Source organism: Brevibacterium aurantiacum (assembly GCF_007558825.1).
Lineage (GTDB): Bacteria > Actinomycetota > Actinomycetes > Actinomycetales > Brevibacteriaceae > Brevibacterium > Brevibacterium aurantiacum_A.
Window position 1 is genome coordinate 100,874 of sequence record NZ_VLTK01000010.1, and the last position, 21,220, is coordinate 122,093.

The 21,220-nt window shown below is 61.9% G+C and carries 16 protein-coding genes and 1 pseudogene; 5 read left to right on the top strand and 12 right to left on the bottom strand.

What is annotated here, in order from left to right; all coding sequences use genetic code 11:
• Positions 1-16 precede the first annotated feature (16 nt).
• The 5 genes from FO013_RS16465 to FO013_RS16485 form a co-directional block, all read right to left on the bottom strand.
• Positions 17-1,042 (bottom strand): phosphotransferase family protein, encoded by a 1,026-nt coding sequence (locus FO013_RS16465; RefSeq protein ID WP_143923645.1) that lies wholly within the window; start codon positions 1,040-1,042, stop codon positions 17-19.
• Complete coding sequence (locus tag FO013_RS16470; RefSeq protein WP_143923646.1) at positions 1,039-2,262, bottom strand: acyl-CoA dehydrogenase family protein; 1,224 nt, start codon at positions 2,260-2,262, stop codon at positions 1,039-1,041. The genes FO013_RS16465 and FO013_RS16470 overlap by 4 nt, the downstream gene beginning before the upstream one ends.
• Before the next feature lie 66 nt (positions 2,263-2,328).
• Entirely contained in the window at positions 2,329-3,330 is a 1,002-nt protein-coding gene (locus tag FO013_RS16475) for an NADPH:quinone oxidoreductase family protein (RefSeq protein WP_143923647.1), read from the bottom strand.
• 83 nt (positions 3,331-3,413) lie between these two features.
• Positions 3,414-4,190: a glucose 1-dehydrogenase gene (locus FO013_RS16480; RefSeq protein ID WP_260848212.1), complete on the bottom strand. Its 777-nt coding sequence runs from the start codon at positions 4,188-4,190 to the stop codon at positions 3,414-3,416.
• 41 nt (positions 4,191-4,231) lie between these two features.
• A complete protein-coding gene (locus FO013_RS16485) occupies positions 4,232-4,711 on the bottom strand; it encodes a MaoC family dehydratase (RefSeq protein WP_114385142.1) in 480 nt (159 codons plus the stop codon).
• 145 nt (positions 4,712-4,856) lie between these two features.
• Here FO013_RS16485 and FO013_RS16490 point away from each other — a divergent pair.
• A pseudogene (locus FO013_RS16490) lies at positions 4,857-5,815 on the top strand (phosphotriesterase family protein).
• Positions 5,816-5,889: 74 nt separating this feature from the next.
• Positions 5,890-7,287 carry an MFS transporter gene (locus FO013_RS16495; protein WP_143923649.1) on the top strand — a complete coding sequence of 466 codons (1,398 nt, stop codon included), beginning with the start codon at positions 5,890-5,892 and terminating at the stop codon, positions 7,285-7,287.
• A gap of 73 nt (positions 7,288-7,360) precedes the next feature.
• Here FO013_RS16495 and FO013_RS16500 read toward each other — a convergent pair whose 3' ends face one another.
• Positions 7,361-8,155 carry an SDR family oxidoreductase gene (locus FO013_RS16500; RefSeq protein WP_143923650.1) on the bottom strand — a complete coding sequence of 265 codons (795 nt, stop codon included), beginning with the start codon at positions 8,153-8,155 and terminating at the stop codon, positions 7,361-7,363.
• Positions 8,156-8,251: 96 nt separating this feature from the next.
• Here FO013_RS16500 and FO013_RS16505 point away from each other — a divergent pair, with 96 nt between their 5' ends.
• A complete protein-coding gene (locus tag FO013_RS16505; RefSeq protein ID WP_143923651.1) occupies positions 8,252-9,787 on the top strand; it encodes an AMP-binding protein in 1,536 nt (511 codons plus the stop codon).
• Positions 9,788-9,945: 158 nt separating this feature from the next.
• On the opposite strand, the gene FO013_RS16510 is transcribed toward FO013_RS16505, so the two are convergent.
• Positions 9,946-11,955, bottom strand: a complete 2,010-nt coding sequence (locus FO013_RS16510; RefSeq protein ID WP_260848225.1) for a SpaA isopeptide-forming pilin-related protein — start codon at positions 11,953-11,955, stop codon at positions 9,946-9,948.
• 582 nt (positions 11,956-12,537) lie between these two features.
• Between FO013_RS16510 and FO013_RS16515 the strand changes: the two genes are divergently transcribed.
• Positions 12,538-14,346 (top strand): sigma-70 family RNA polymerase sigma factor, encoded by a 1,809-nt coding sequence (locus tag FO013_RS16515; protein ID WP_143923652.1) that lies wholly within the window; start codon positions 12,538-12,540, stop codon positions 14,344-14,346.
• A 244-nt stretch (positions 14,347-14,590) separates the two neighbouring features.
• Here FO013_RS16515 and FO013_RS16520 read toward each other — a convergent pair whose 3' ends face one another.
• From FO013_RS16520 to shiA, 3 genes are read right to left on the bottom strand one after another with little or no spacing between them, the layout of a single operon-like run.
• On the bottom strand, positions 14,591-15,565 hold the full coding sequence (locus FO013_RS16520) for a C-terminal binding protein (protein ID WP_143923653.1): 975 nt from the start codon (positions 15,563-15,565) through the stop codon (positions 14,591-14,593).
• On the bottom strand, positions 15,562-16,455 hold the full coding sequence (locus tag FO013_RS16525) for an isocitrate lyase/PEP mutase family protein (protein ID WP_222103658.1): 894 nt from the start codon (positions 16,453-16,455) through the stop codon (positions 15,562-15,564). The genes FO013_RS16520 and FO013_RS16525 overlap by 4 nt, the downstream gene beginning before the upstream one ends.
• Positions 16,436-17,782, bottom strand: coding sequence for a shikimate transporter (gene shiA / locus FO013_RS16530; RefSeq protein ID WP_260848214.1), 1,347 nt, complete (start codon positions 17,780-17,782; stop codon positions 16,436-16,438). The genes FO013_RS16525 and shiA overlap by 20 nt, the downstream gene beginning before the upstream one ends.
• A gap of 169 nt (positions 17,783-17,951) precedes the next feature.
• On the opposite strand from shiA, the gene FO013_RS16535 reads away from it, so the two are divergent.
• Complete coding sequence (locus FO013_RS16535; RefSeq protein WP_143923654.1) at positions 17,952-18,737, top strand: IclR family transcriptional regulator domain-containing protein; 786 nt, start codon at positions 17,952-17,954, stop codon at positions 18,735-18,737.
• 47 nt (positions 18,738-18,784) lie between these two features.
• On the opposite strand, the gene FO013_RS16540 is transcribed toward FO013_RS16535, so the two are convergent.
• A complete protein-coding gene (locus FO013_RS16540; protein ID WP_143923732.1) occupies positions 18,785-19,495 on the bottom strand; it encodes a response regulator in 711 nt (236 codons plus the stop codon).
• Positions 19,482-21,155 carry an ATP-binding protein gene (locus tag FO013_RS16545; RefSeq protein ID WP_143923655.1) on the bottom strand — a complete coding sequence of 558 codons (1,674 nt, stop codon included), beginning with the start codon at positions 21,153-21,155 and terminating at the stop codon, positions 19,482-19,484. Before FO013_RS16545 ends, FO013_RS16540 begins: the two co-directional genes overlap by 14 nt.
• Between the last annotated feature and the right edge of the window lie 65 nt (positions 21,156-21,220).

Below are 21,220 nucleotides of genomic sequence, written 5' to 3' on the forward strand. Positions count from 1 at the left end.
GCTGGCGTCGAGCGCCTCATGATGCCAACCCGTTCTCTCTGGCGACATCCCAGCCGTGGTCGATGAGCGCTTGGATGTTCTCCGGCGTCGGGGTGAAGCCGGCGGCGTTGGCGGGGTTGTCGAGAACCCTGCGATAGACGCCTTCGGCGATGATGGCGACCTTCCAGACGCCGAGCACGTGCCAGAAGCCCAGGCTCTGCCCGCTGCGCCCGGACGCCTGCAGATATTCCGCGGTCATCTCGGCTCGAGTCGGAAAGCCCTCGACCATCGATGCGGCGAACATTCCGCCGGGCATCTCACCTGCCTGAGTCCAGTAGGCGAGCGCACTGCCGGTATCCGCCAGCGGATCCCCCAGGGTCGAGAGCTCCCAGTCGAGAACTGCACGGATCTCCCCGCTGCGCTCATCGATGATGACGTTGCGGACGTGGAAGTCACCGTGGACCAGCCCGATCTCGTCCGATTCGGGCTGATGGTCCACGAGCAGCTGGGTGAGGGCGTCGAGATCAGGCCGCTCCTGGGTTCGGCTCTCCCCCAGCTGCCGAGTCCACCGTTTGAGCTGCCTCGGCGCGTAGGGCTTCCGCGAGGCCAGCTCGCCCAGTCCCACAGCATCGATGTCGACGGCGTGGATCTTCGCCAGCGTCCGTGCCAGGTCGAGGCCGAGCCTGCGCCGCGCCTCTGGACTCAGTGCCCGTGTGGTCTCCTCATCATCGACGACCGTTCCCTCGACGTGTTCCATGAGGAAGACGGGGACGTCGGCGACACCACCATCGGTGCACACGCCGATGGTGGTCGGGACCGGCACGCCGGTTCCCTGCAGCGCCGACATGATCCGGTACTCACGTTCGACGTCGTGCGCCGAGGCGAGCAGCCGGCCCAGCGGGGGCCGGCGGGCAATCCAGGAATGCCCTGCCTCGTCGTCGATGCGGTAGGTGAGGTTCGATTGCCCTTGGCCGACCCTGGTTCCGCTCAGCTCTCCGGTGACCGGTTCGCCGATGCCGCGCATCCAGGCGGCGAGCGCTTCCAGGTTGAGCTCGACGCTCATCCGGCTTCCCGAGCATTCTTTCGCCGGCGCAGCTCCCGCCGCGCGATCGAGCGCTTGTGCACCTCGTCGGGTCCGTCGGCCAGTCGCAGGGTGCGCAGGTGAGCGTAGAAGCCTGCCAGCGGGAAGTCGTCGGTGACGCCACCGCCGCCGTGTACCTGGATGGCGCGGTCGACGATCTTCAGCGCCATCTCGGGTGCTTTGACCTTGATGGCCGCGATCTCCGTCGCCGCTTCCCTGTTGCCCACGGTGTCCATCATCCAAGCCGCCTTGAGCACGAGGAGACGGGTGGCTTCAATCTCGATGCGCGCCTCGGCGATCCACTCTTGGATGTTGGCCCGCTCGGCAACTGGCTGCCCGAAGGTCACCCGCTGTTGAGCCCGGTCGATGAGCAGGTCGAGGGAGCGTTCTGCCATACCGATCGACCGCATGCAGTGGTGGATGCGGCCGGGACCCAATCGCGCCTGGCTGATGGCGAAGCCTTCGCCTTCACCGGAGAGCAGCGCGGACTTGGGCACCCGCACGTCTTCGAAGAGGATTTCGGCGTGACCTTCGCGGTCCATGTACCCGAACACAGGCAGTCCGCGGACAATCGTGATTCCCGGAGTGTCTTTGGGCACGACCAGCATCGACTGCTGGCGGTGGGTCTCGGCGCTGGGGTCGGTCTTGCCCATGACGATGAAGACCTTGCAGTTGGCGTGAAGCGCATTCGAGGCGAACCACTTCCGACCGTTGAGCACGTAGTCATCACCGTCGGAGGCGATGCTCATTTCGATGTTCGTCGCATCGGAGCTGGCCACGGCCGGCTCTGTCATGCAGAAGGCTGAGGCGATCTCACCCGCCAGCAGGGGCTTGAGCCACTTCTCCTTGTGCTCGTCGGTCCCGAAGAGGGTGAGCACTTCCATGTTTCCCGTATCCGGGGCATTGCAGTTGATGGCTTCGGGCGCGATCTCCGGGCTTCGGCCCGTGATCTCAGCGAGGTGGGCGTACTGCACATTCGTCAGTCCTGCGCCCCATCCCTCGTAGGGCAGGAACAGGTTCCACAATCCTTGGCTCTTCGCCTCACGTTTGAGGTCCTCGAGGATCGGCGGGTGGAAGTTCGGATCTCCGGATTCCGCACGCTGCTGGTGGTAGACCGACTCTGCCGGGTAGACGAATTCGTCCATGAAGGCGTTGAGCTTGTCTTGGTATTCGCGGGTCTTCTCATCGGGTGCGAAGTCCATGGTTCCTGCTTTCTGATCAGTTCTGTTGAGTGGTGCGACGTGTATCGAAGGCGCCGAGGCGGCTGGTCATTGCGCGGCAACGGCGCCGTCATCGCCCTCACCGTTGACCTCGAGGAGCACCTTGCCCCGCACGGAGCGGGAGTCTATGATCTCGAGTGCTTCGCCTGCCTTCTCCAACGGCAGGACAGTGTGGACGGCCGGGTTGAGATCACCGGCGGACAGATGAGGCCAGAGCGATTCCCATTGCTCGGCCACCATCCCCGGGCGCACGGCCACAGCAGCACCCCAGCCGACTCCGGCGACGGAGACGTTGTTGAGCAGCAAGCGGTTGACCTTGACCTCCGGGATGGAACCAGCCGTGAAGCCGAGGACCAGGAGGGTGCCGAACGGTGAGAGACAGCGCAGGGAATCGGTGAAGCGATCTCCGCCGACGGGGTCGGCGACGAGGTCGACTCCGCGCGGGAAGATCTCCTTGACGGAGTCCTTGAACCCGTCGGCGAGGACGACATGCTGGGCGCCGAGCTGAGTCACCGTCTCCGCCTTCTCCTGAGTGGAGACGACGGCGATGACTTCCGCCCCGTAGGCCAGTGCGACCTGCACCAGTGCACTGCCGAGGCCGCCGGCAGCACCGTGGATGAGGACGCTCTGTCCTGCTTCGAGCCGCCCTCGCACACGAAGTGCGAAGTCTGCCGTGAGGAGGTTCATCGGCATTCCTGCTCCGGCTTGCAGCGAGACGGTCTCCGGCAGCGGCAGGACGCTTGAGGCGGGAACGGCCATGACCTCTGCGTACGCTCCGGTGCCCGCGACGCCGACGACCCGGTCTCCGACGGCGAAGCCGGTGACCCCTTCTCCCACGTCACGCACGGTTCCAGCGACCTCCGAACCCATGGTGTAGGGCAGAGGCGGCTTCATCTGATACTGCCCGCGCGATTGCAGCAGTTCGGGGAATGTCACTCCCGCGTAGGCGACGTCGATGAGGACTGTGCCCTGTCCTGCCGAGGGGGTGTCGACGTCGGCGAGCGCGAGTGAGCCCGGTCCGTCTGTTGCGTTGAGCTGTACTGCCTTCATGGTGTCTGCTCTTCCTGTTTCTCTGTGTCTGAGGGGCGGAATGTCTGCGGGGCGGAGAGTGCCAGCGGCGGGTTCTCGCCGCCTCAGATCCCTGTTGATGCGACGACGCCGCCGTCGACGACGATCGTTTCGCCGACCACGTAGTCACCGGCGCGCGAGGCGAGGAAGGTCGCGGCTCCTGCCATGTCCTCGGGACCGCCGATGCGCCCGGCGGGGATGCGCTGCTGCACCTCGTCGCCGTTATCGCGGGCATCCTTGTTCATTCGTGAGGGGAAGGCTCCGGGAGCGATTGCGTTGACGATCACTCCGTCCGGGGCGAGTTGAGCCGCGAGTCGCTTGGTCAGGTGGATGACTCCGGCCTTGCTCGCGTGGTAGCTGTACGTCTCGTTCGGGTTCGTCCGGATACCGTCGATGGAGGCGATGTTGATGACCTTGGCGAGGTGGTCTCCACCGGCGGCGGCTGCACGCAGCTCGGGGGCGAGTTTCTGGGTGAGGAAGAACAGTGCCTTGAGGTTGAGGTCCATGACCTTGTCCCAGCCGTGTTCCGGGAACTCGTCGAAGGGTGCACCCCAGGCGGCCCCGGCATTGTTGACGAGGATGTCCAGGCTCGACTCATGCTCTCGCAGTCGCGAGACGACGGCGTCGAGTCCCTCCGGGGTGGAGATGTCGCCGGGGATGGAGGTGCAGGTCCCCTTCTCAGACATCTCAGCTGCCGCTGCGTCGCATTCTTCGGCCTTGCGGGCGGTGATGTAGACGCGCACGCCGAGTTGGACGAATCCTTCTGCGATCATTCGGCCGATGCCGCGCGAACCTCCGGTGATGAGAGCGCTGCGTCCGTCGAGGCTGAATAGTGTTGACATGTTCATGCGGATTCCTTCAGTCGTGTGGAGAGGCTCGGGCGTCAGACTTCGGCGCCGTGTTCGGTGAAGAAACCGATCGATTCGGCCACGCACACGGGCTTGTCGATGCCTTCGGCTTCGAAGACCTGAGTCGTCGTGATCTGGGCGGACCCGGTCTTCTTTCGCTCCACCTCGGTGACGGTGGCATGCATGCGAACTCGTGAGCCCACTGGACGGGGGTTCGGGAAGCGGACCTTCCCGTACCCGTAGTTGAGGCTGTGAGCGAAACCGTCGAAGGCCATCAACTCCTCCATGAAAGCCGGGCCAAGGGAGAGCGTGAACAGGCCGTGGCCGATGGTTCCGGCAAACGGTCCTGCCGCCGCGCGCTCCTCGTCGACGTGGATCCACTGATGATCATTCGTCAGATCGGCAAAGGCGTTGATGTCGTCTTGGACCAGCACATGCCAGCCGGTCGGGCCGAGCTCTTGGCCGACGAGTGCCTCGAGGTCGGCGATCGAGGTGGGGCGAATGGGAGTTGTCATGGTCTGCCTCTCTGTGGGGTGCCAAGCCACACTTGAAATTGAGTTCATATTCGATAACGTAAGAGTAGCCGTGTGAGCCGCATCACTTCAAGTGGCAGTGGCATCTGGTGCACGGTCGAGCCACGTATGCGAAGGAGCAGCACCTATGGCACAAGTGCAGACTGTCACCGGTCCCATCGACAGCAGCAGCCTCGGCAGGACCCTCGTCCACGAGCACATCTTCATCGTCAACGAGGAGATGCGGCAGAACTACGACATGGGGTGGGACGAGGAGGAGAAGATCGCCGACGCCGTGGCGAAGCTCAACGATCTCAAGGCCGCAGGCATCGACACGATCTTCGACCCAACCGTCGTCGGACTCGGACGCTACATCCCCGGGTTCAGAAAGTGGCGGAGCAGATCGATCTCAACATCGTCGTGGCCACGGGACTCTACACATTCAATGATCTGCCGCATAAATTCGATCACCACGGCCCGGGGCTGCTCATCGATGAACCGGAGCCGCTCGTCGGTCTCTTCATCGCTGATATCGAGACCGGCATCGCAGACACAGGAGTCAAGGCGGCGTTCCTCAAGTGCGCCATCGAAACGCCCGGCCTCACTCCTGGAGTCGAACGCACGATGCGCGCCGTCGGTCAGGCGAGCGCGCAGACCGGTGCGCCCATCACGGTCCACACGAACCCGAGCACCGAATCGGGCCTGGTCGCACAGAGAGTCCTCAAGGAGGAGGGCGCGGATCTGAGCAAAGTGGTCATCGGGCACTCCGGGGATTCGACCGATATCGACTACCTGATGACGATCGCGGACAACGGATCCTTCCTGGGAATGGATCGCTTCGGAATCGATGCCTATCTCCCGACCGAGCAACGCGTGAAGACAATCGTCGAACTCGTCCGCCGCGGATATGCCGAGAAGATCACTCTCGCCCATGACGCGTCGTGCTATATCGACTACTTCACGCAGGAGGAGAAGGAGACAGCGCAGCCCAACTGGCATTTCCGTCACATCAGCGACGAGGTCATTCCGACTCTGCTCGAACGTGGCGTGAGCGAGGACGACATCGACACGATGCTGGTGAAGAACCCGCGCCGCTATTTCGAGTGACATCGCTGCCACGACGGACATCACCACGACACACATCACCCACCGAGCAGCCTTCAACGAACAAAGGACGCCACATGCCCCCAAACTCCACCGCGAACCTCAGCCGCAGAGACTCAAAGGTCCACGCCGGAAAGCACGGCCGACTCCGCGCGGCCGGACTCATCGGCTCATCGATCGAGTGGTACGACTTCTTCCTCTACGGCACCGCCGCCGCACTCGTCTTCCCGCACGTGTTCTTTCCGGACGCGGAGGGCATCAACGGCGTACTCCTGTCGTTCTCAACCTTTGCCACCGGCTTCATCGCCCGACCGGTCGGCGGGCTGCTCGCCGGCAACTACGGGGACAAGCTCGGCCGCAAACCCATGGTCGTCATCTCATTGCTGGCAATGGCGATCTTCACGTTCGCCATCGGATGCCTGCCCGCAACCGCGACCATCGGCCTCACAGCACCGATCCTGCTCGTGACGTGCCGGTTCCTCCAAGGCATCGCCTGTGGGGCGCAGTGGGGTGGCCTTGCGCTGCTGCTCAGCGAATCAGCCGGGCCCAAACATCGAGCGTTCTCGGGTTCCTTCATGCAGGTGGGAGTCCCCTGTGGAGCACTGTTGGGCAATCTCGTCTTCGTCATCGTCTCCACGTCCATCAGCCATGAAGCCTTCATCTCCTGGGGATGGCGGGTGCCGTTCTGGGCCACAGCACTCCTTGTGCCGGTCGTCATGTACATCCAGCTCAAGATCGAGGACTCTCCCGAGTTCGAAGCGCTCAAACGCGAAGTCTCGGAAGTCTCGGCAAGCAAACCCGCTGTCGTGCGTGCACCGCTGTGGCAGGCAGTGAAGTCGAACTGGAAGACGATCCTGCTCGCCTCCGGCACACTGTCGGCCACGAACTGCGTCTTCTACATCACGATCGCCGGTGCCCTGTCCTATGGCACGACGTACCTGGGCATGGATTACAACAGCATGCTCATCGCCGCCATGCTCTCCACCGTCGTCGCGATCCCAGTGACCCTGCTCGGCGGCAGGCTGGCCGATCGGATCGGACGTCGACCGGTCATCATCATCGGCGGAGTCGGGATCCTCATCTGGGCCTTCCCCTACTTCGCTCTCATCAACGCAGCGAACATGGCCATGTTCACGATCGCGGTCAGCGTGGCTGCCGTATTCCAGTCACTCGTCTACGCTCCGGTCGCCTCGTATTTCGGGGAGTTGTTCGCACCGCAGATCCGCTTCTCCTCGGTGTCCTTGGCTTATCAGCTCAATGCGATCATCGTGTCGGGCTCGACGCCCATCGTGATGACTTGGCTGATCGCGAAGATGGATGGTTCGACTGTGGGCATCGCGCTCTTCGTCTGCGCCACGGCGTTCATCACCATCGGCTGTGCCATCGCCCTGAGAGAGACCAACCCCAAGGTGGTCAGGCAGTCCCCGACGGCCGTTCCCGGCGAGCACCTGCACGCCAACAGCATCGGAGGCTGAGGTCTCAGACGCAGAATGAGCGGCAGGGACGGATCCCTGCCGCTCAATCATTTCCGCAGTGGCGTTCAGCTCATCAGTGCCCCTGCAGCTTCGCCTGGTAGCGGCGCATGCCGCGCAGCCATCTGTCGTAGTCCGAGCCCTTCATGCGGTACATGTCGAGGACTTCGGGGTGGGGCAGAATGAGGAAGGTCTCGGCCTCGATGGCGGCCATGACGGTGGTGGCGACGTCTGCCGGCTCGAGGACGTTTCCTGCCTCGGCGACTGCTCGCTGCCCGGTCAGCGCGTCCCCGGTGATCGCCTTGGGATCCTCACCCCACAGGATCTTCGTGTTCACACCCATGGGGGCCAGCACTGACACGCGCAGACCCTCGTCGCCATAGGTCACGGACAGCCATTCGGCGAAGGCGAGCGCGGCGTGCTTGGTCACCGAATATCCTGCCTGTCCGATCTGAGTGAGCAGTCCCGCCGCCGAGGCGGTGGCGATGAAATATCCTTCCCCACGCCTAGTCCACTCGGGGACGAGTCGTTCGGCGGCTCGGATGTGGGCCCGCAGATTGACGTCGATGACTCGGTCCCAGTCGTCCTCGCCGCCGAGGCCGGTGGCTCCGGTGATCCCGGCATTGGCGAAGTAGAGATCAACCTGCCCCAGTTCGCCTTCGGCGGCGGCGAGCAGCCCGGTCACACCCTCTGCCGAGGACACATCCCCGGTCCAATGCGGCTGCCCCAGCGTTGCCGCGGTGTCGGCGACCTCCTCGGCGAGGTCAGCGAGGAGCACTCGCGCCCCGCGTTCATGCAGGGCCGCTGCGATCGCGGCACCGATCCCTCCGGCCGCGCCGGTGACTACCGCGTTCCGTCCTTTGAGCTCCATCGACTTCCCCCTTCACCACAATGCCCCACCTCATTGTGTGCAGGGCCACATCCATCTATAGTTGAACCCGCACTCAGTTTCAAGTAAAGGAGTCTCATGGACGCGACCCTGCGCACGTCAATCATCGATCTGCTCGTCCCCTGGGCACAGACGATCCCGGACTCCACTGCAGTGCGCACTCCCCCTGGCCCGGACCGGGTCTCGCTGTCCCATCTGCGCTTCCTCGGCGAGATCGAAGCCGCACGCGATCGTTGCCGTGCCTCCGGGCTTCTCCCGGGCGATCGGACGGTGCTCATCGCCCCGTCGTGCCCGGAGTTCCTCATCGAATTCCTCGGCGCCCACGCCGCCGGACTTGCGACCGTCGCCGTCAATCCGCTCTCGACGGCCCGGGAGCTGGACTACATCCTCGAAGATTCGGACGCACGTCGGCTTGTGGCCCACCCAGCCATGGCCGAGGCCGGACGCAGCGCTGCAATCGGTCGCGGCATCGACTTCGACACCCTGCCGTTGGTCGGCAACGAGGGGCCGAGCCTTCGACTGGAAGAGGACGGCGTCGCCGAGTTCGATCGTGTCGACTTCGACTGGGATGACCTGGCCGCCCTGCTCTACACCTCGGGCACCACCGGCAAACCGAAGGGCGCCATGCTGTCTCTGGGTAACTTCATCGCCACCACGGACATCGTCAAGGAGATGACTCAGACCTCCCCTGATGACCGGTCAGCCACCGGCCTGCCGCTGTTCCACGTCTTCGGGCTCGCCGACATGGCCCTGCCCGCGCTGAGTGCCGGTGCCCCTCTCACGCTTTTCCCGCGGTGGGATCCGCAGGCCTTCGTCAATGCGATGGCGAAGGACGAGGTCTCCATCATCTCCGGCGTGCCCACCATGTGGATGTCGGTGCTCACGAACGCCGATGGGGCCGCGACACCGAACCTGCGGCTCGTGAGCTCCGGCGGTGCGGCGATCGCCGGAGAGGTGCTCCGCAAGGTCGAAGCGCGATTCTCTGCACCCGTCGCAGAGGGATACGGGCTCACGGAGACGGCCGGACTGGGCACGTTCAATCCGCTGTTCGGGACAAGGAAGGTCGGAAGCGTCGGCCTGCCCACTCCTGGGTTCGAGGTCAAGGTCATCGGCCTGGAAGGATCACCGCTTCCTGCAGGCGAGGTCGGCGAGGTGGTGCTGCGAGGCCCGGCAGTCATGCTCGGGTATTGGAAGAAGCCCGAGGCCACCGCCGAGGTGCTCGATGACGAAGGGTGGTTCCGCACCGGCGATCTGGGCCACCTGGATGAAGACGGATACCTCTTCATCGTCGACCGGATCAAGGACCTCATCATCCACGGCGGCTACAACGTCTACCCGCGTGAGGTCGAAGAGGTCCTCTACGAGATCCCCGGAGTCGCTCAGGCCAGCGTAGTCGGCACCCCCGATGAGAAATACGGGCAGCAGGTCACCGCTGTCATCGCCCTATCCCCCGGAGCCCACCTCGACGCTGAAGACGTGGAGAGATTCGCCAGGGAGAACCTGGCCGCCTACAAGATTCCGCGGATCATCGAGTTCGTCAAGGAGCTGCCTAAGGGACCGAGCGGGAAGATCCTCAAGCGCGAGATCGTGGCCATGTATACGAAGAGTTCGTGACCAATCGAACGAGACGATGATCCGTCACCTGTCCGCCTCGGCTTCCGGGTCCATCACGTCTGATTCCCCACCGAATCGATGAATGCCCGAGGGCGTCGCCGAATCTACCAGTGGAGAATTTGACGACGCCCTCGGGGCACGACTCAGAATCATCTACATCATGCCTGACGAGTGCTCCGCCGTTTCGAAACAATGATGGCGACGACGCCACCGATGACAAGCAGCAGTCCGAGGCCGCCGAATGCCATGGTCCCGGCTGCGCCGGTTCTCGGCAGGTGGCCGCCATCACTTCCCTCATCGGAGTCCTCGTCCCCTGACGCAGTGCCCTCTGCAGATGCACCGTCAACATTTGCAGACTCATTCGAACCTGAAGAACTCGTCGAGTCGTGATTCGCATCCGAACCGGTTTCGGCATTACTCGACGGGTCCGCACCAGTCGCAGCGTCGCTTTCCCCACCTAGATCAGTCGTCGCACTGGCATCGATGCCCGGGTCAGACGAGCCGTCAGCCTCAGCTTCCGGATCAGAATTCGACGCAGCGTTCGCCTCCACGCCCGGGTCAGACGAGCCCGTTTCGTCCCCTGTGGGATCGGAAGTGGCATTGACGCCGCCCTCCGGGTCAGCAGCTAAGTTCGCATCCGCCTCCGCACCTGGATCAGAAGAAGCATCGACGTCCGCTTCTGGGTCGGTGGAGGAGTTCTCATCAGCCTCCGGATCGGACGACGCAGCGGCATCGGCGCCCGGGTCAGTTGCGGTGTTTGCGTCAGCGTCTGGATTCGCCGATGCGTCATCGCCCGCGTCGGCCTCTGGATCAGCCGATGCGTTCATGTTTGCATCGGAGTCGGGCGTAGCAGTCTCTGATTTCTCGTTGACGACATCGGCGAAGACCTGTTCAAGATCGTCGCCGTTGACTGCCACCGTCTGCGTTTCTTCGGAGATTTCATAACCGGCAGGAGCCCGGGTCTCCTGCAACGTGTACTCGCCCCAGGCGAGATCAGTGACTTCGAACTGACCGTCGGCGTCATTGACATCGAGTTCTCCGTTGTCGGCCACGACGAAGTCTTGCCCGTTTGGACCGGTGAGGGTGAACTCTGCTCCGGCCAGGACATCCCCACGCTCATCGATCTTCTTCCAACTCAGAGAACCCGGGATCTGCTCATTGACGAGCTGACACGAGATGATTGCATCCGTGTCGACCGTTTCTGTCAGTTCGAACCCGTTGTCGATGTTCTTCGTTCCGACTTCTCGCCCATCTGCGGTGCAGACGGCATTCGCTCCCGATTGTTGTTGCAGCCGATACCCATCCTGCTGCTCTTCGATTGCCTGAACACCGTCGGCGGGTGTCTTCAGTTTGAAGCTCACGGTGCCATCAGAGTTGGTCAGCTTTTCAACTCCATCGACTGAATCCGGCGAGGAGATGGTCCAGCCCTCGCCACGGTATGTCGCCGTCTCAGCGCCATGTTCGCCAACTCCTGAGTCAATGAGTTTCGTGACGTTGAGAGAGCCGCGACAGCTCTTGGCAGCGATCTCACGGAGCTGTTTGGTCAGTTCTGAATAGTCGGAGATGACATAGTAGTCGTCGTTCGCCGCAGGGCCTGAAATCAACTTGATGTTGTCTTCGTTGATTCCGCTCCCGACACCGAGCCCGACGACCTTGGACCCCTGAGATTTCAGAGAGTTCGAAGATTCCACGGCCTTGTCGACATCGATCTGGTCTGTCCGCGTACCCCGATCGCTGTTACCCCTTTCGGAGCCAGGCTCTCCGTAGGCTGTGGGTTTGCCATCCGTCACGAAAAGCACCAGATCGTGACTCTTGCCGTCGAGCTGGCCAAGTCCACGATCCCAGTTCGTTCCGCCCGAGTCCTGCGGCACGCGTTGCAACGCATCTATCTGCTGATTCAGAGAATCGACGGATTCGGAGGTTGAAACAGAGCTGCTGACAATCGGTTCGTTGGTGCCATCTGGTCCGAAAGTCGCAAAGGTATTGACGGACACTCTGCTTGGCGTGCCTGAAAGGCCACTTGAGACAGCTTTCGCGGCCTCTTTCGAGTCGTTGACATCGGAGTCGGACAATGAGTTCGACAGGTCGAGAACGACGCTAATGTCCAGACCACATTTCTCAGGCAATGAGGGATTAGGCAACGGTTCGACTGCAGCCTGGGCGGGCACAGTCGAAAAGCCGAACAGCGCTGATGACGCAAGAACAGATGCCGCCAGTATCGTCGCACCGTGCTTTCGCAAGTAACGTCGTAAGAACAAAGGGGTACTCCTTCATGTGAACCACCCAGTCTCCGAAACCGGAAGCGCTCTGGACAACGCCACCGAAACGATCGGACACCGGCAGTGGAAAAGCACGGACCAGTCAGTTGTGACGGTCCTGCAGGCACCTAAACCTGCAGGACCTCACTGGGAATGAGTTCAAGACTCAGAGGGGGTTGTCGAGGCGAGCCGCATCCCAGCCGCCGTCTCGACAGTGAAGCGGCGGGTGATTCTTTGCCTCTTCATTAACTGAGACCCATGAGCATTAGTTTTCGTTCGCGAGTTAGAAGTTTTTCTTCTTCGAAACAGAAACCCACTGCCGAATCCTTTCGGATCGGTCGGCGTCGAACAGAATCTTGTTTGACACAGGAGTAGTCCTGTAGAGTCTCATCACCCCTGATGTACCCCGTACTGTTATCCCCATTTCTTCGAGGTCTCCAACATGTTGGTTCGACAGACGTATCCTGACCCTGCCAATCTCGAGTGGCACGCATGAGCGAGGCGTGGTCTTCCCCACTCCACGACCTTGGCTCCTCTTTCGAGCACTCGTCCGACACCGCTCAGCGCAGTGACTCCGAACTGTGCGCGCAGATCCGGCAGAGTTCTCCGAATTCGCCGGCCGGTCGGGCGGCCTTCGGAGAGCTCTACGCCCGGCACAGGTTGCCTGCGCTTCATGTGGCTCTGCGGCTTAATCGAGATCGCAGCCGAGCAGAGGACTCCGTCTCCGAGGCGTTCGCCAAGATCTGGCAGGCCTGGGGAAATGGAAACGGGCCTGATGACTCGTTCAAGCCCTATCTCATGGCCGCGGTGCGTTCCGAATCGTACAGACGTAAGGCCACGACTCGTGCGACCACCGCCGTTGAGCCCGACGTGCTGAGCTTTCTCGCAGGCCAGGAATTGCTCGACTACGCCGACGAGGTGGCAGAACGCGATCAGCTGGGCCGAGCGTTCAAAACTCTGCCTGACTCGTGGCAGTCTGCGATCACGATGATCGACATCGACGGGGTCCCGGTCTCTGCTGCGGCGGAATCGATGGAGTTATCGTCAAACTCTTTCAGTTCGCTGCTCCGACGTGCCAGGGAGGGGCTGCGCCTGGCCTATCTGCAGGAGCATGTCGAACCGAGCCGCCCCGAGTGCAGTGACTATGCGGCGAATCTCGCACGTTATGTTCGCGGACAGCTGGGCCAGAGACGAATTGAATCCCTGGAAGAGCACCTGAGCTGGTGCGCACAGTGCGGCTCTCAGGCAGTCAGGCTCCGAGGACTCAATACAACTTTCCAGGCTTGGATGACCCCTGCGGTGATTGCGGCCGCGCTCATCACAATCGAGTACTTCCCCACCAGTGCAGTGCCGACAGCAGACGGAAGCATGTGGAACCTTGTGCTCGGATCGCCCTCAGGCGAAGGAACCGGGGCAGGGACGAATATCGGATCCTGGGCATCACCAGCCCCGGCAGACATCACGGCTGGCGTAGGCGCAAGCGCTACCGGTGCCAGTCTGGGGGGTCTTGCCGGGGGCACTGCCACAATGAAGGTCGCTCTCGCCTGCATCGCAGCCGCCGCGACCATAATCGCAACCTCGGCCGGCATCGTCGCGATGCAGAACGATTCTGCTCCGCAACCAGCGTCCGCTTCCGGTGATTCCGCTGTTCCAGCGACCGCTTCCACCCCGATAACCGAATCTGGTCGGGACGACGGGGTTCCGCAACCGCGGCCATCAGCCGCTCGAAGCAAGAACCATGGTCCGCGGAATGACAGGCCCTCAGCACAAGCATCTCCTCATGACCCGTCTAGCCTCGAGAAACCGGTTGGCGTTCCTTCGGCTGAATCAGAGCAGCCACCGCAATCCGCGGGTGCCGATGACCAGGTAGCGGACTCGAAAGAACCTCGTCCGGAGCCGAGCGCGACGCCCTTGCCACAGCCGGGCTCGGATTCAGACAGCGCTGCAGACAGGCCGCAGGAATCCCCTGCCGATGCCGAAGAGCCGACTCCACCTTCCAAGGAAGTGGTCGATGCCAGGGACAGTAAGGCAACCAGCGAAACAGACTCTGACGGGCGCCCGAACGGTGACGACGGCGAGGCACCCGCAGAGAAGCCCGATTCGGACGGAGAACCCAGCCCAGGTGACGAGCCGGAATCGAATGAGGACGATTCCGGTTCCGGGGAGGAGTCGCCCAGTCCCAGCGAGCAGCCGAACCCGGGTGAAAAAGAGCCTGGCTCTGACGACACGACAACTGGCTCGAACGACGAGGACGAAGGAATCCACTGCCATGACTTCGGTCGGTGGCACTACTGCCACTGACGCATCTCTAGGTACCTCCGCATCGTCACCGAATGTCGTGGCTACCTGTGCCCGTCAATGTCTCCTCTACCTTCGCCTCGATCGCTTCGGAAGACTCGCTTCGGGCCACTAATTGCGCGCCCGTTTGTCAACTGCAACCTGAAAACCTCGCGGTGACCACCTGATCACACCGCGAACTATTTGTTCATTTGCCTCGGGTGATGCAAATGCTCTGCCACAAGCTTTGGTCAAATGCTGAGGTCCCTCACAGAGCCCCGGAACCAACCCTGTTGACTAGCCGGGAGCAATTGCGACCATCGAGAACCTCAATTGCGTTCTCGACGGCCTTGCGCCGAATCTCCACTTCCGAGTCCTTGGAGTACCAGGCAGTGTGAGGACTGAGTACCACGTTAGGAAGCGAGCAGAGAGGGTGCTGCGCCGACAGCGGTTCAGATTCGAATACGTCCAGCCCTGCACCCATGATCTGCCGCGAACGCAGAGCGGCCACCAGAGCAGACTCATCGACCACAGGACCACGTGAAGTGTTGATCAGTACTGCATCTGAACGCATCATTTCAAGCTCCCGAGCACCAATGAGGTGTTCAGTGGCCGGAATGAGCGGGACATGGATAGACACGAAATGGGCTGCGGTGAGCACCTCATCGAGAGAAAGAAGGTGCACTCCGCAGGCAGCCGCTACTGCGGGATCAGCGTACGGATCATAAGCGATGACATTGAGCCCGAATCCAGAGAGCTTGCCAACCAGTTTCTGCGGAATATTGCCGAATCCGATCAGCCCCAGGGTTCGTCCGCAAATCCGAAAAAGATCGCCCGCGGCTGTGTAGTCCCACCCGCCCGAGCGCACAGAGGTGCCGAGCTCTCCTAATCCACGAGCCAGAGACAGAATCATGGCTGCCGCATGCTCCGACACTTCATTGAGTGATCCGTCAGGCACATTCGCGACGGCGATACCAGCCTTCGTTGCTGCGTTCACATCGATTGTGTTCACGCCGATGCCGTAGCGCGAGATCACCTTGACCCTGTCCAGTCCTGCGATCACTTCTTTGCTGATCTGCGCATATTGATTGATGACGCCATCGGCTGGCGCGCACACCTCAATGAGATCAGCGGCAGTGCGGGCCTGGGCGGGGATCATCTCGTACCCTGCACTATTGAGAATCCCCATCTCAAGCTCCAGATCTGCGAATTCATAGTCTGTGACGACGACGGTCCCTTTCATTTCCTGCCTTCTATTCCATAGTCATGATCGAGTCGCTCGAACGCTGGCAAACCGACCACTTGAGCGAACTCCGGATAGCTCGCTGCTGTGGGTCCGTGTCCCGGTGACCCGTTGACCGCCAATGCAGCCAAGGCGTCTGAAACCGCTTGGGTTGCGGTGAAAAGTGCAGTGACCGCGTAGAACACCACGCTGAATCCCAGATCCGCTAGGTCGCGTTTGGTCAAAGCCGTGGTTTCGTTACCGTCGACGATGGAGACCACTTTTGGTCCGGGGACCTTCGCCGCCACTTCTTCCACCTCGCGGATCTTCGTGATGCCGTCGACGAACACAAGGTCCACTCCGGCCTCTTGATATATCGACGCGCGTCTCACCGCCTCGGCGGTCCCCAATGGGCCGATTGCATCGGTTCGACCGATGATCAATAGATCGGCATTTCCCCGGGCCTCGATCGCACAACGCAGATTTCGGGCGTGAGTCTCCGCGTCAACGAGGCGTAAACCACCAAGCTGACCGCAGCGCTTCGGCAGAGCTTGGTCCTCGAGGTGAATCGCTGCGGCACCCGACTGGACGTGCTCTTGGATGGTACGTTCGATATTCGCAGGACCTCCGTAGCCGGTATCAGCATCGGCGATGACTGGAATCGAAACGGCACGAGTCATGTTTCTCGCGTGCTCAGTCATCTCTGTCTGCGAGAGCAGCCCTAGATCGGGCGCACCTAGTCGACTCGCAGTCGCTCCCAGACCGGTCAGGTAGACAGCGTCAAAGCCTGCCTGCTCGACAAGCCGCGCGCTCAACGAGTCGTATGCCCCGGGTGCCGCAATGATGTGACCGTCTTCGATGTGACCCCATAGCCGGCGGGCGGGACTCAACTCAAACCGATGTTGGTTCATGTGCTACTACTTCCTTCTGCTTAGGGGTGCGGATTTTCAACGCCGCGAAAAACGAGATCAGGCATCCAAGGCCCAAGTAGACCGCCACCAAATACCAGGACCCGCCGGTTGCGGCGACGAGGGCCGTCGCGATAAACGGGGTGAATCCGCCAGCGACGGCACTGGCGACTTGATAGCCGACCCCAGCACCGCTATAGCGAAACTCGGCTCCGAACATTTCGGTGAATAGCGGTTGCTGAGCACTGACCACCATGTCGTGGGCGATATTGAAAAGCACAACGGCCGCGATGATGACAGCGATAGTCGACCCTGACTCGATGGCAAGGAAGAAGGGCGCTGAACCGGCAACGCCGACAAGTGAACCGATGAGATAGACATTGCGCCTGCCGAAACGATCGGAGAGATAGGCAAAGGTCGGGATTGTGACGATACCGAGAGAACCGACTATGAGACCTATGTTGAGCATGAAGTCCTCGCTGAATCCGCCGTAAGTCGATCCATAGGAAACAGCGAAAGTGATGACGATGTAGCCCGAGATCAATTCGGCCAAGCGCATTGCGAAGATCCGCAAGAAGGCTCCAGGGTGTGCCCGCAGTGCCTCGAACAAGGGGATTCGCCTCTTGTGAGTTTTCTCCGCCTCGAGTTCAGCGGCTGCCACCCGGGCGGCCACCCCTGCGTCGTCTTCCACCTTCGCACGGACGATGAGTCCGACGACGACGAGGACGATGCTTGCGATGAAGGGGATCCTCCACCCCCAGGCGACAAACTGCTCATCAGTAGTGAAATGACGCACTGCGAGCACCGAGCCGGTAGCCAGGATCAGGCCGACGGAATAGCCGACCTGAACTCCTGAGCTATAGAAGGCCCGCCTGGTTCGAGGAGCGTTCTCCACCGCCAGCAGTGCGGCTCCGCCCCACTCGCCGCCGACAGCAAAACCCTGAATAATCCGAAGGGACACCAGCAGCGCCGGCGCCACCCAGCCAATGGACTCATAGCCGGGCAAAAACCCGATAAGAGTAGTTGCTGAGCCCATGATGATCATGGTGAGAACCAGCATTCGCTTCCGGCCGATACGGTCGCCGAAGTGGCCGAACACGATTCCGCCAAGAGGACGGAAGAGAAAACCGACTCCGAAGGTAGCGAATGCCGCAAGTGTTCCAGCTACGGGACTGATATCCGGAAAGAACTCCGTGTTGAATACCAGTGCGGCGACCAAACCGTAGAGGATGAAGTCGTACCAATCTATGACAGCTCCGGCAAAACTGCCGAATGCTGCCCGGCGCGCCGACTTCTGCGCTGCCGAAGTGAATTCTGATGTGGCCATCATGATTCCTTACGTCTTTGAGGGAACCTTGGACAAGTTTCTCTGAGCGAACTATTATTCGTATAGCGCACAGGATCATATTCACACTTGCCCGGGTTGTCAACGCCGGACTATGAACTGTTCGTTCCGTTGCTGATCCATCGTCTCCCGACGACGTCTCAAGGAGCCTTCAATGCCCGACCCCACCCGACCGGACTATTTTCTGCAGTCCCTTGAACGCGGACTCATCGTCCTACGCGCCTTCGACGCCGATCACCCTGATCGCACCCTCACTGAGGCTGCCGAAGCGACTGGACTGGGTAAGGCTACAGTTCGTCGCATCCTGCTCACATTCGTCGACCTGGGATATATGAGGCAACGGGGACGACGCTTTGCCCTGACTCCACGAGTGCTTGACCTGGGGTTCTCCTACCTCTCCAGCCTCGAACTCGTGGGATTGGCGGAGCCCCACTTGCAGGCGCTCAGCCGCGAGCTCGGGGAATCAGTTCTATTGGCGGTTCTCGACGATTTCGACGTTCGCTACATCGCACGCGCCACCGCTCCACGCCCGATGCATGTCAACGTTCCTGTAGGGGGTCGCTCCCCGGCGCATGTCACCTCGGCAGGGAGAATCTTGCTCTCGGACTTGAACGTCAACGATCTGGAGCACTATCTCGTTAACACGCCCTTCCAGCAGTACACGCCGTGGACCGTCACGAACAAGGCAGAGTTCCGGTCGCAGATCCAGACAGCAAAGAGCAGCGGCTGGTCGAACTCGGCTGATGAGCTCGACATCGGAATGGGAGGCGTCGCCGTCCTCGTCCCTAGGGTTCACTCGCCCTCGATCGCCTTGTCCACGGTCTTCCCCACCTCCCGATTTGATCGGTCACAATTGGAATCAACCGTTGTCACACCTCTACGCGAGTGCGCCGAAAAGATCGCTTCAAGCCTGCGCGGTCCGGCTAAACACTCCGAGTGAGCGACTCTCGGCCATTCGATGCTCGAGGACCAGAGCAGTACAGGCTCTCACACCCACCGGTACTCATACTCGGGCCGGCCCGGCGTCCCATGCCGCGGCTGTTTGACCGCCTGCTTCGTCTTCACCAGATGCTCCAGATACCGGCGCACCGTCACCCGAGAGAGCTCCAAGGTCGTTGCCACCTCAGTCGCTGATACCGCCGAGGAAGCATCCCGCACGACACCAGAGATCGCCGTCAGCGTCTCCTCGATCAACCCCTTGGGCAAGCGGCCCGAGGAGACCGAACGCAGGGCGCTGAGCGCGTTGTCCACCGAGGCCTGCGTGGCCAAGGAACCGGCGCCGGAACCGTCGAGGTTGAGGCGGAAATCCCGCTGGTTCTCCAGCTTCTCGCGGAAGATGGTGAAGGTGAACGGCTTGATCAGATACTGCGTCACCCCGCTCGAGATCGCCGAGCGGATAACCTGCAGGTGGCGTACCGCAGTGATCGCGATGATGTCGGCACCGTAGCCCTTGGCGTTCATGCGCTTGGCCACGTCGAGCCCGTGCGAATCGGTGAGATTCATATCCAGCAGCACGATGTCGACCGGCTCCCCACTCACTCCGAAAGACTCAAACTTTTCAAGCGCATCGTGACCGGACAGGCAGGTACCGGCGACGACGAATCCGGGCACCCGGCGCACGAAGTCCGCGTGAGCCTCGGCAGTCATCGGGTCGTCTTCGACGATGAGCACACGCAGGTCGCGTTCATCGGCCATCATCGCCTCCTCCCTGTTCGTTCCCGGCATCTTTGCCACCCTCGCCGAGGCTATCGGCAGTCAGCGGCAATGTCACCGTGAAGATCGCTCCCCCGTCGGATTCGACCTCGAGATCACCGCCGAGTCTCGTCACAGCCTGGCGCACCAGCACCAATCCGAACCCGCGCCCACCGGATCCAGCCGGAGCGGCCTTCGCAGAGGTGCCGAGATGGAAGATCGCGTCGATCTCCTCCGTGTCGATCCCCGGCCCCGAGTCCGCAACCGTGATGATGAGTTCCCCGTCGGCGGCAACGAAGTCCGCCCACACATGTCGCTCTTCAGAATCCGCTGCAGCATCGAAGGCGTTGTCGAGGAGGTTGCCGGCCACGGTGACCAGGTCGCGGGCGTCCAGGCTGCTCGGCGGAAGCTCACCAACAGCGGTGACGGTCAGTTCGATGCCGCGCTCGTGAGCCTGGGCGGCCTTGCCGATCATGAGTGCCGTAATAAATGGTTCGTCAAGGGAATCGACGAACGAATCGGTCAGCCGTTGCGACTCCTGCTGATCCCGAACCGCGAAGTCCAAGGCCTCCCGCGAACGCCCCAGCTCAATCAACGTCGCCACGGTATGCAGACGGTTCGAATGCTCATGAGTCTGGGCCCGCAGTGCCTCGGACAGCGTCCGCATCGTCTCGAGCTCACCGGTGAGTTCCTGAATGTCGGTGCGATCACGCAGGGTCGCCACGGTTCCTCCAGAACTGGAGCTGGAACCGAGCGCACCACGATCGGGCTGGCTCGCCTGCTTCTGGTTGACCACGAGCACCCGGTCACGGGTCAGGTGGATCTCATCGACGGCATCCCGACCCGACGACAACAACGATGACACGGACTGAGGCAGGGCCACCTCGGCGAGGGGAATGGGGGTGCGGTCATCGGGATCGGGCAGACCCAGCAGCTCAGCGGCCTCATCGTTGTAGAGGACCAGCTGCCCATCATCGTCGACGAGGATGAGGCCCTCGCGCAGCGAATGCAGCGCGGAGTCGTAGAACGCGAACAGGGACTTGAGCTGCTCGGGCCCGTAGCCGAGGGTGACTCGGCGCAGGTAGCGGCTGAGTATCCAAGAGCCCAACCCACCGAGGCCGATCGCGGCAAGTCCGACGATGATGATCTGCGGCAGTGCGGCGGCCCGGGCCACCGACAGAGTCTCCAGCGTCACCCCGACCGCGACCATGGCTGTGACCTCACCGGATGAGTCGGTGACGGGCACGATCGCGCGCACCGACTCCCCTAGGGTTCCCTCGTACTCCTCGACCTGGCTCTCACCAGACAGGGCCTGGTCGATGCTGCCGATATAGTCCTTGCCCAACTGCTGGGGGTCCGGGTGGGTGTAGCGGGTGCGGTCGCGGTCCATGATCGTCACGAAGTCGACCTCAGCGGTGTCGATGACGGTCAGCGCATAGGGCTGCAGCTTCGCCGAGGCATCGGCGTCCTCCACCGAGGAGATGACGAAGGGGTCATGGGCGAGAGTCTCGGCGATGGAGAGCACCCGTTCCGAGGTCGCCTGCCGAGCAGAGCCCAGCGTCGAGACGTAGCTGGTGATGGACAGTGCGACGCAGACGACGGCGATGAGCGCCAGCTGCATGAAGAAGAGCCTGCGCGCCAACGGCATCAGCTTCATGCTCCTCATGAGTCGTCCATCAAGCTCTTCGCTCCTGTTCTCTTCAGCGGGTCAGGCGACCGCGCTGCAGACAC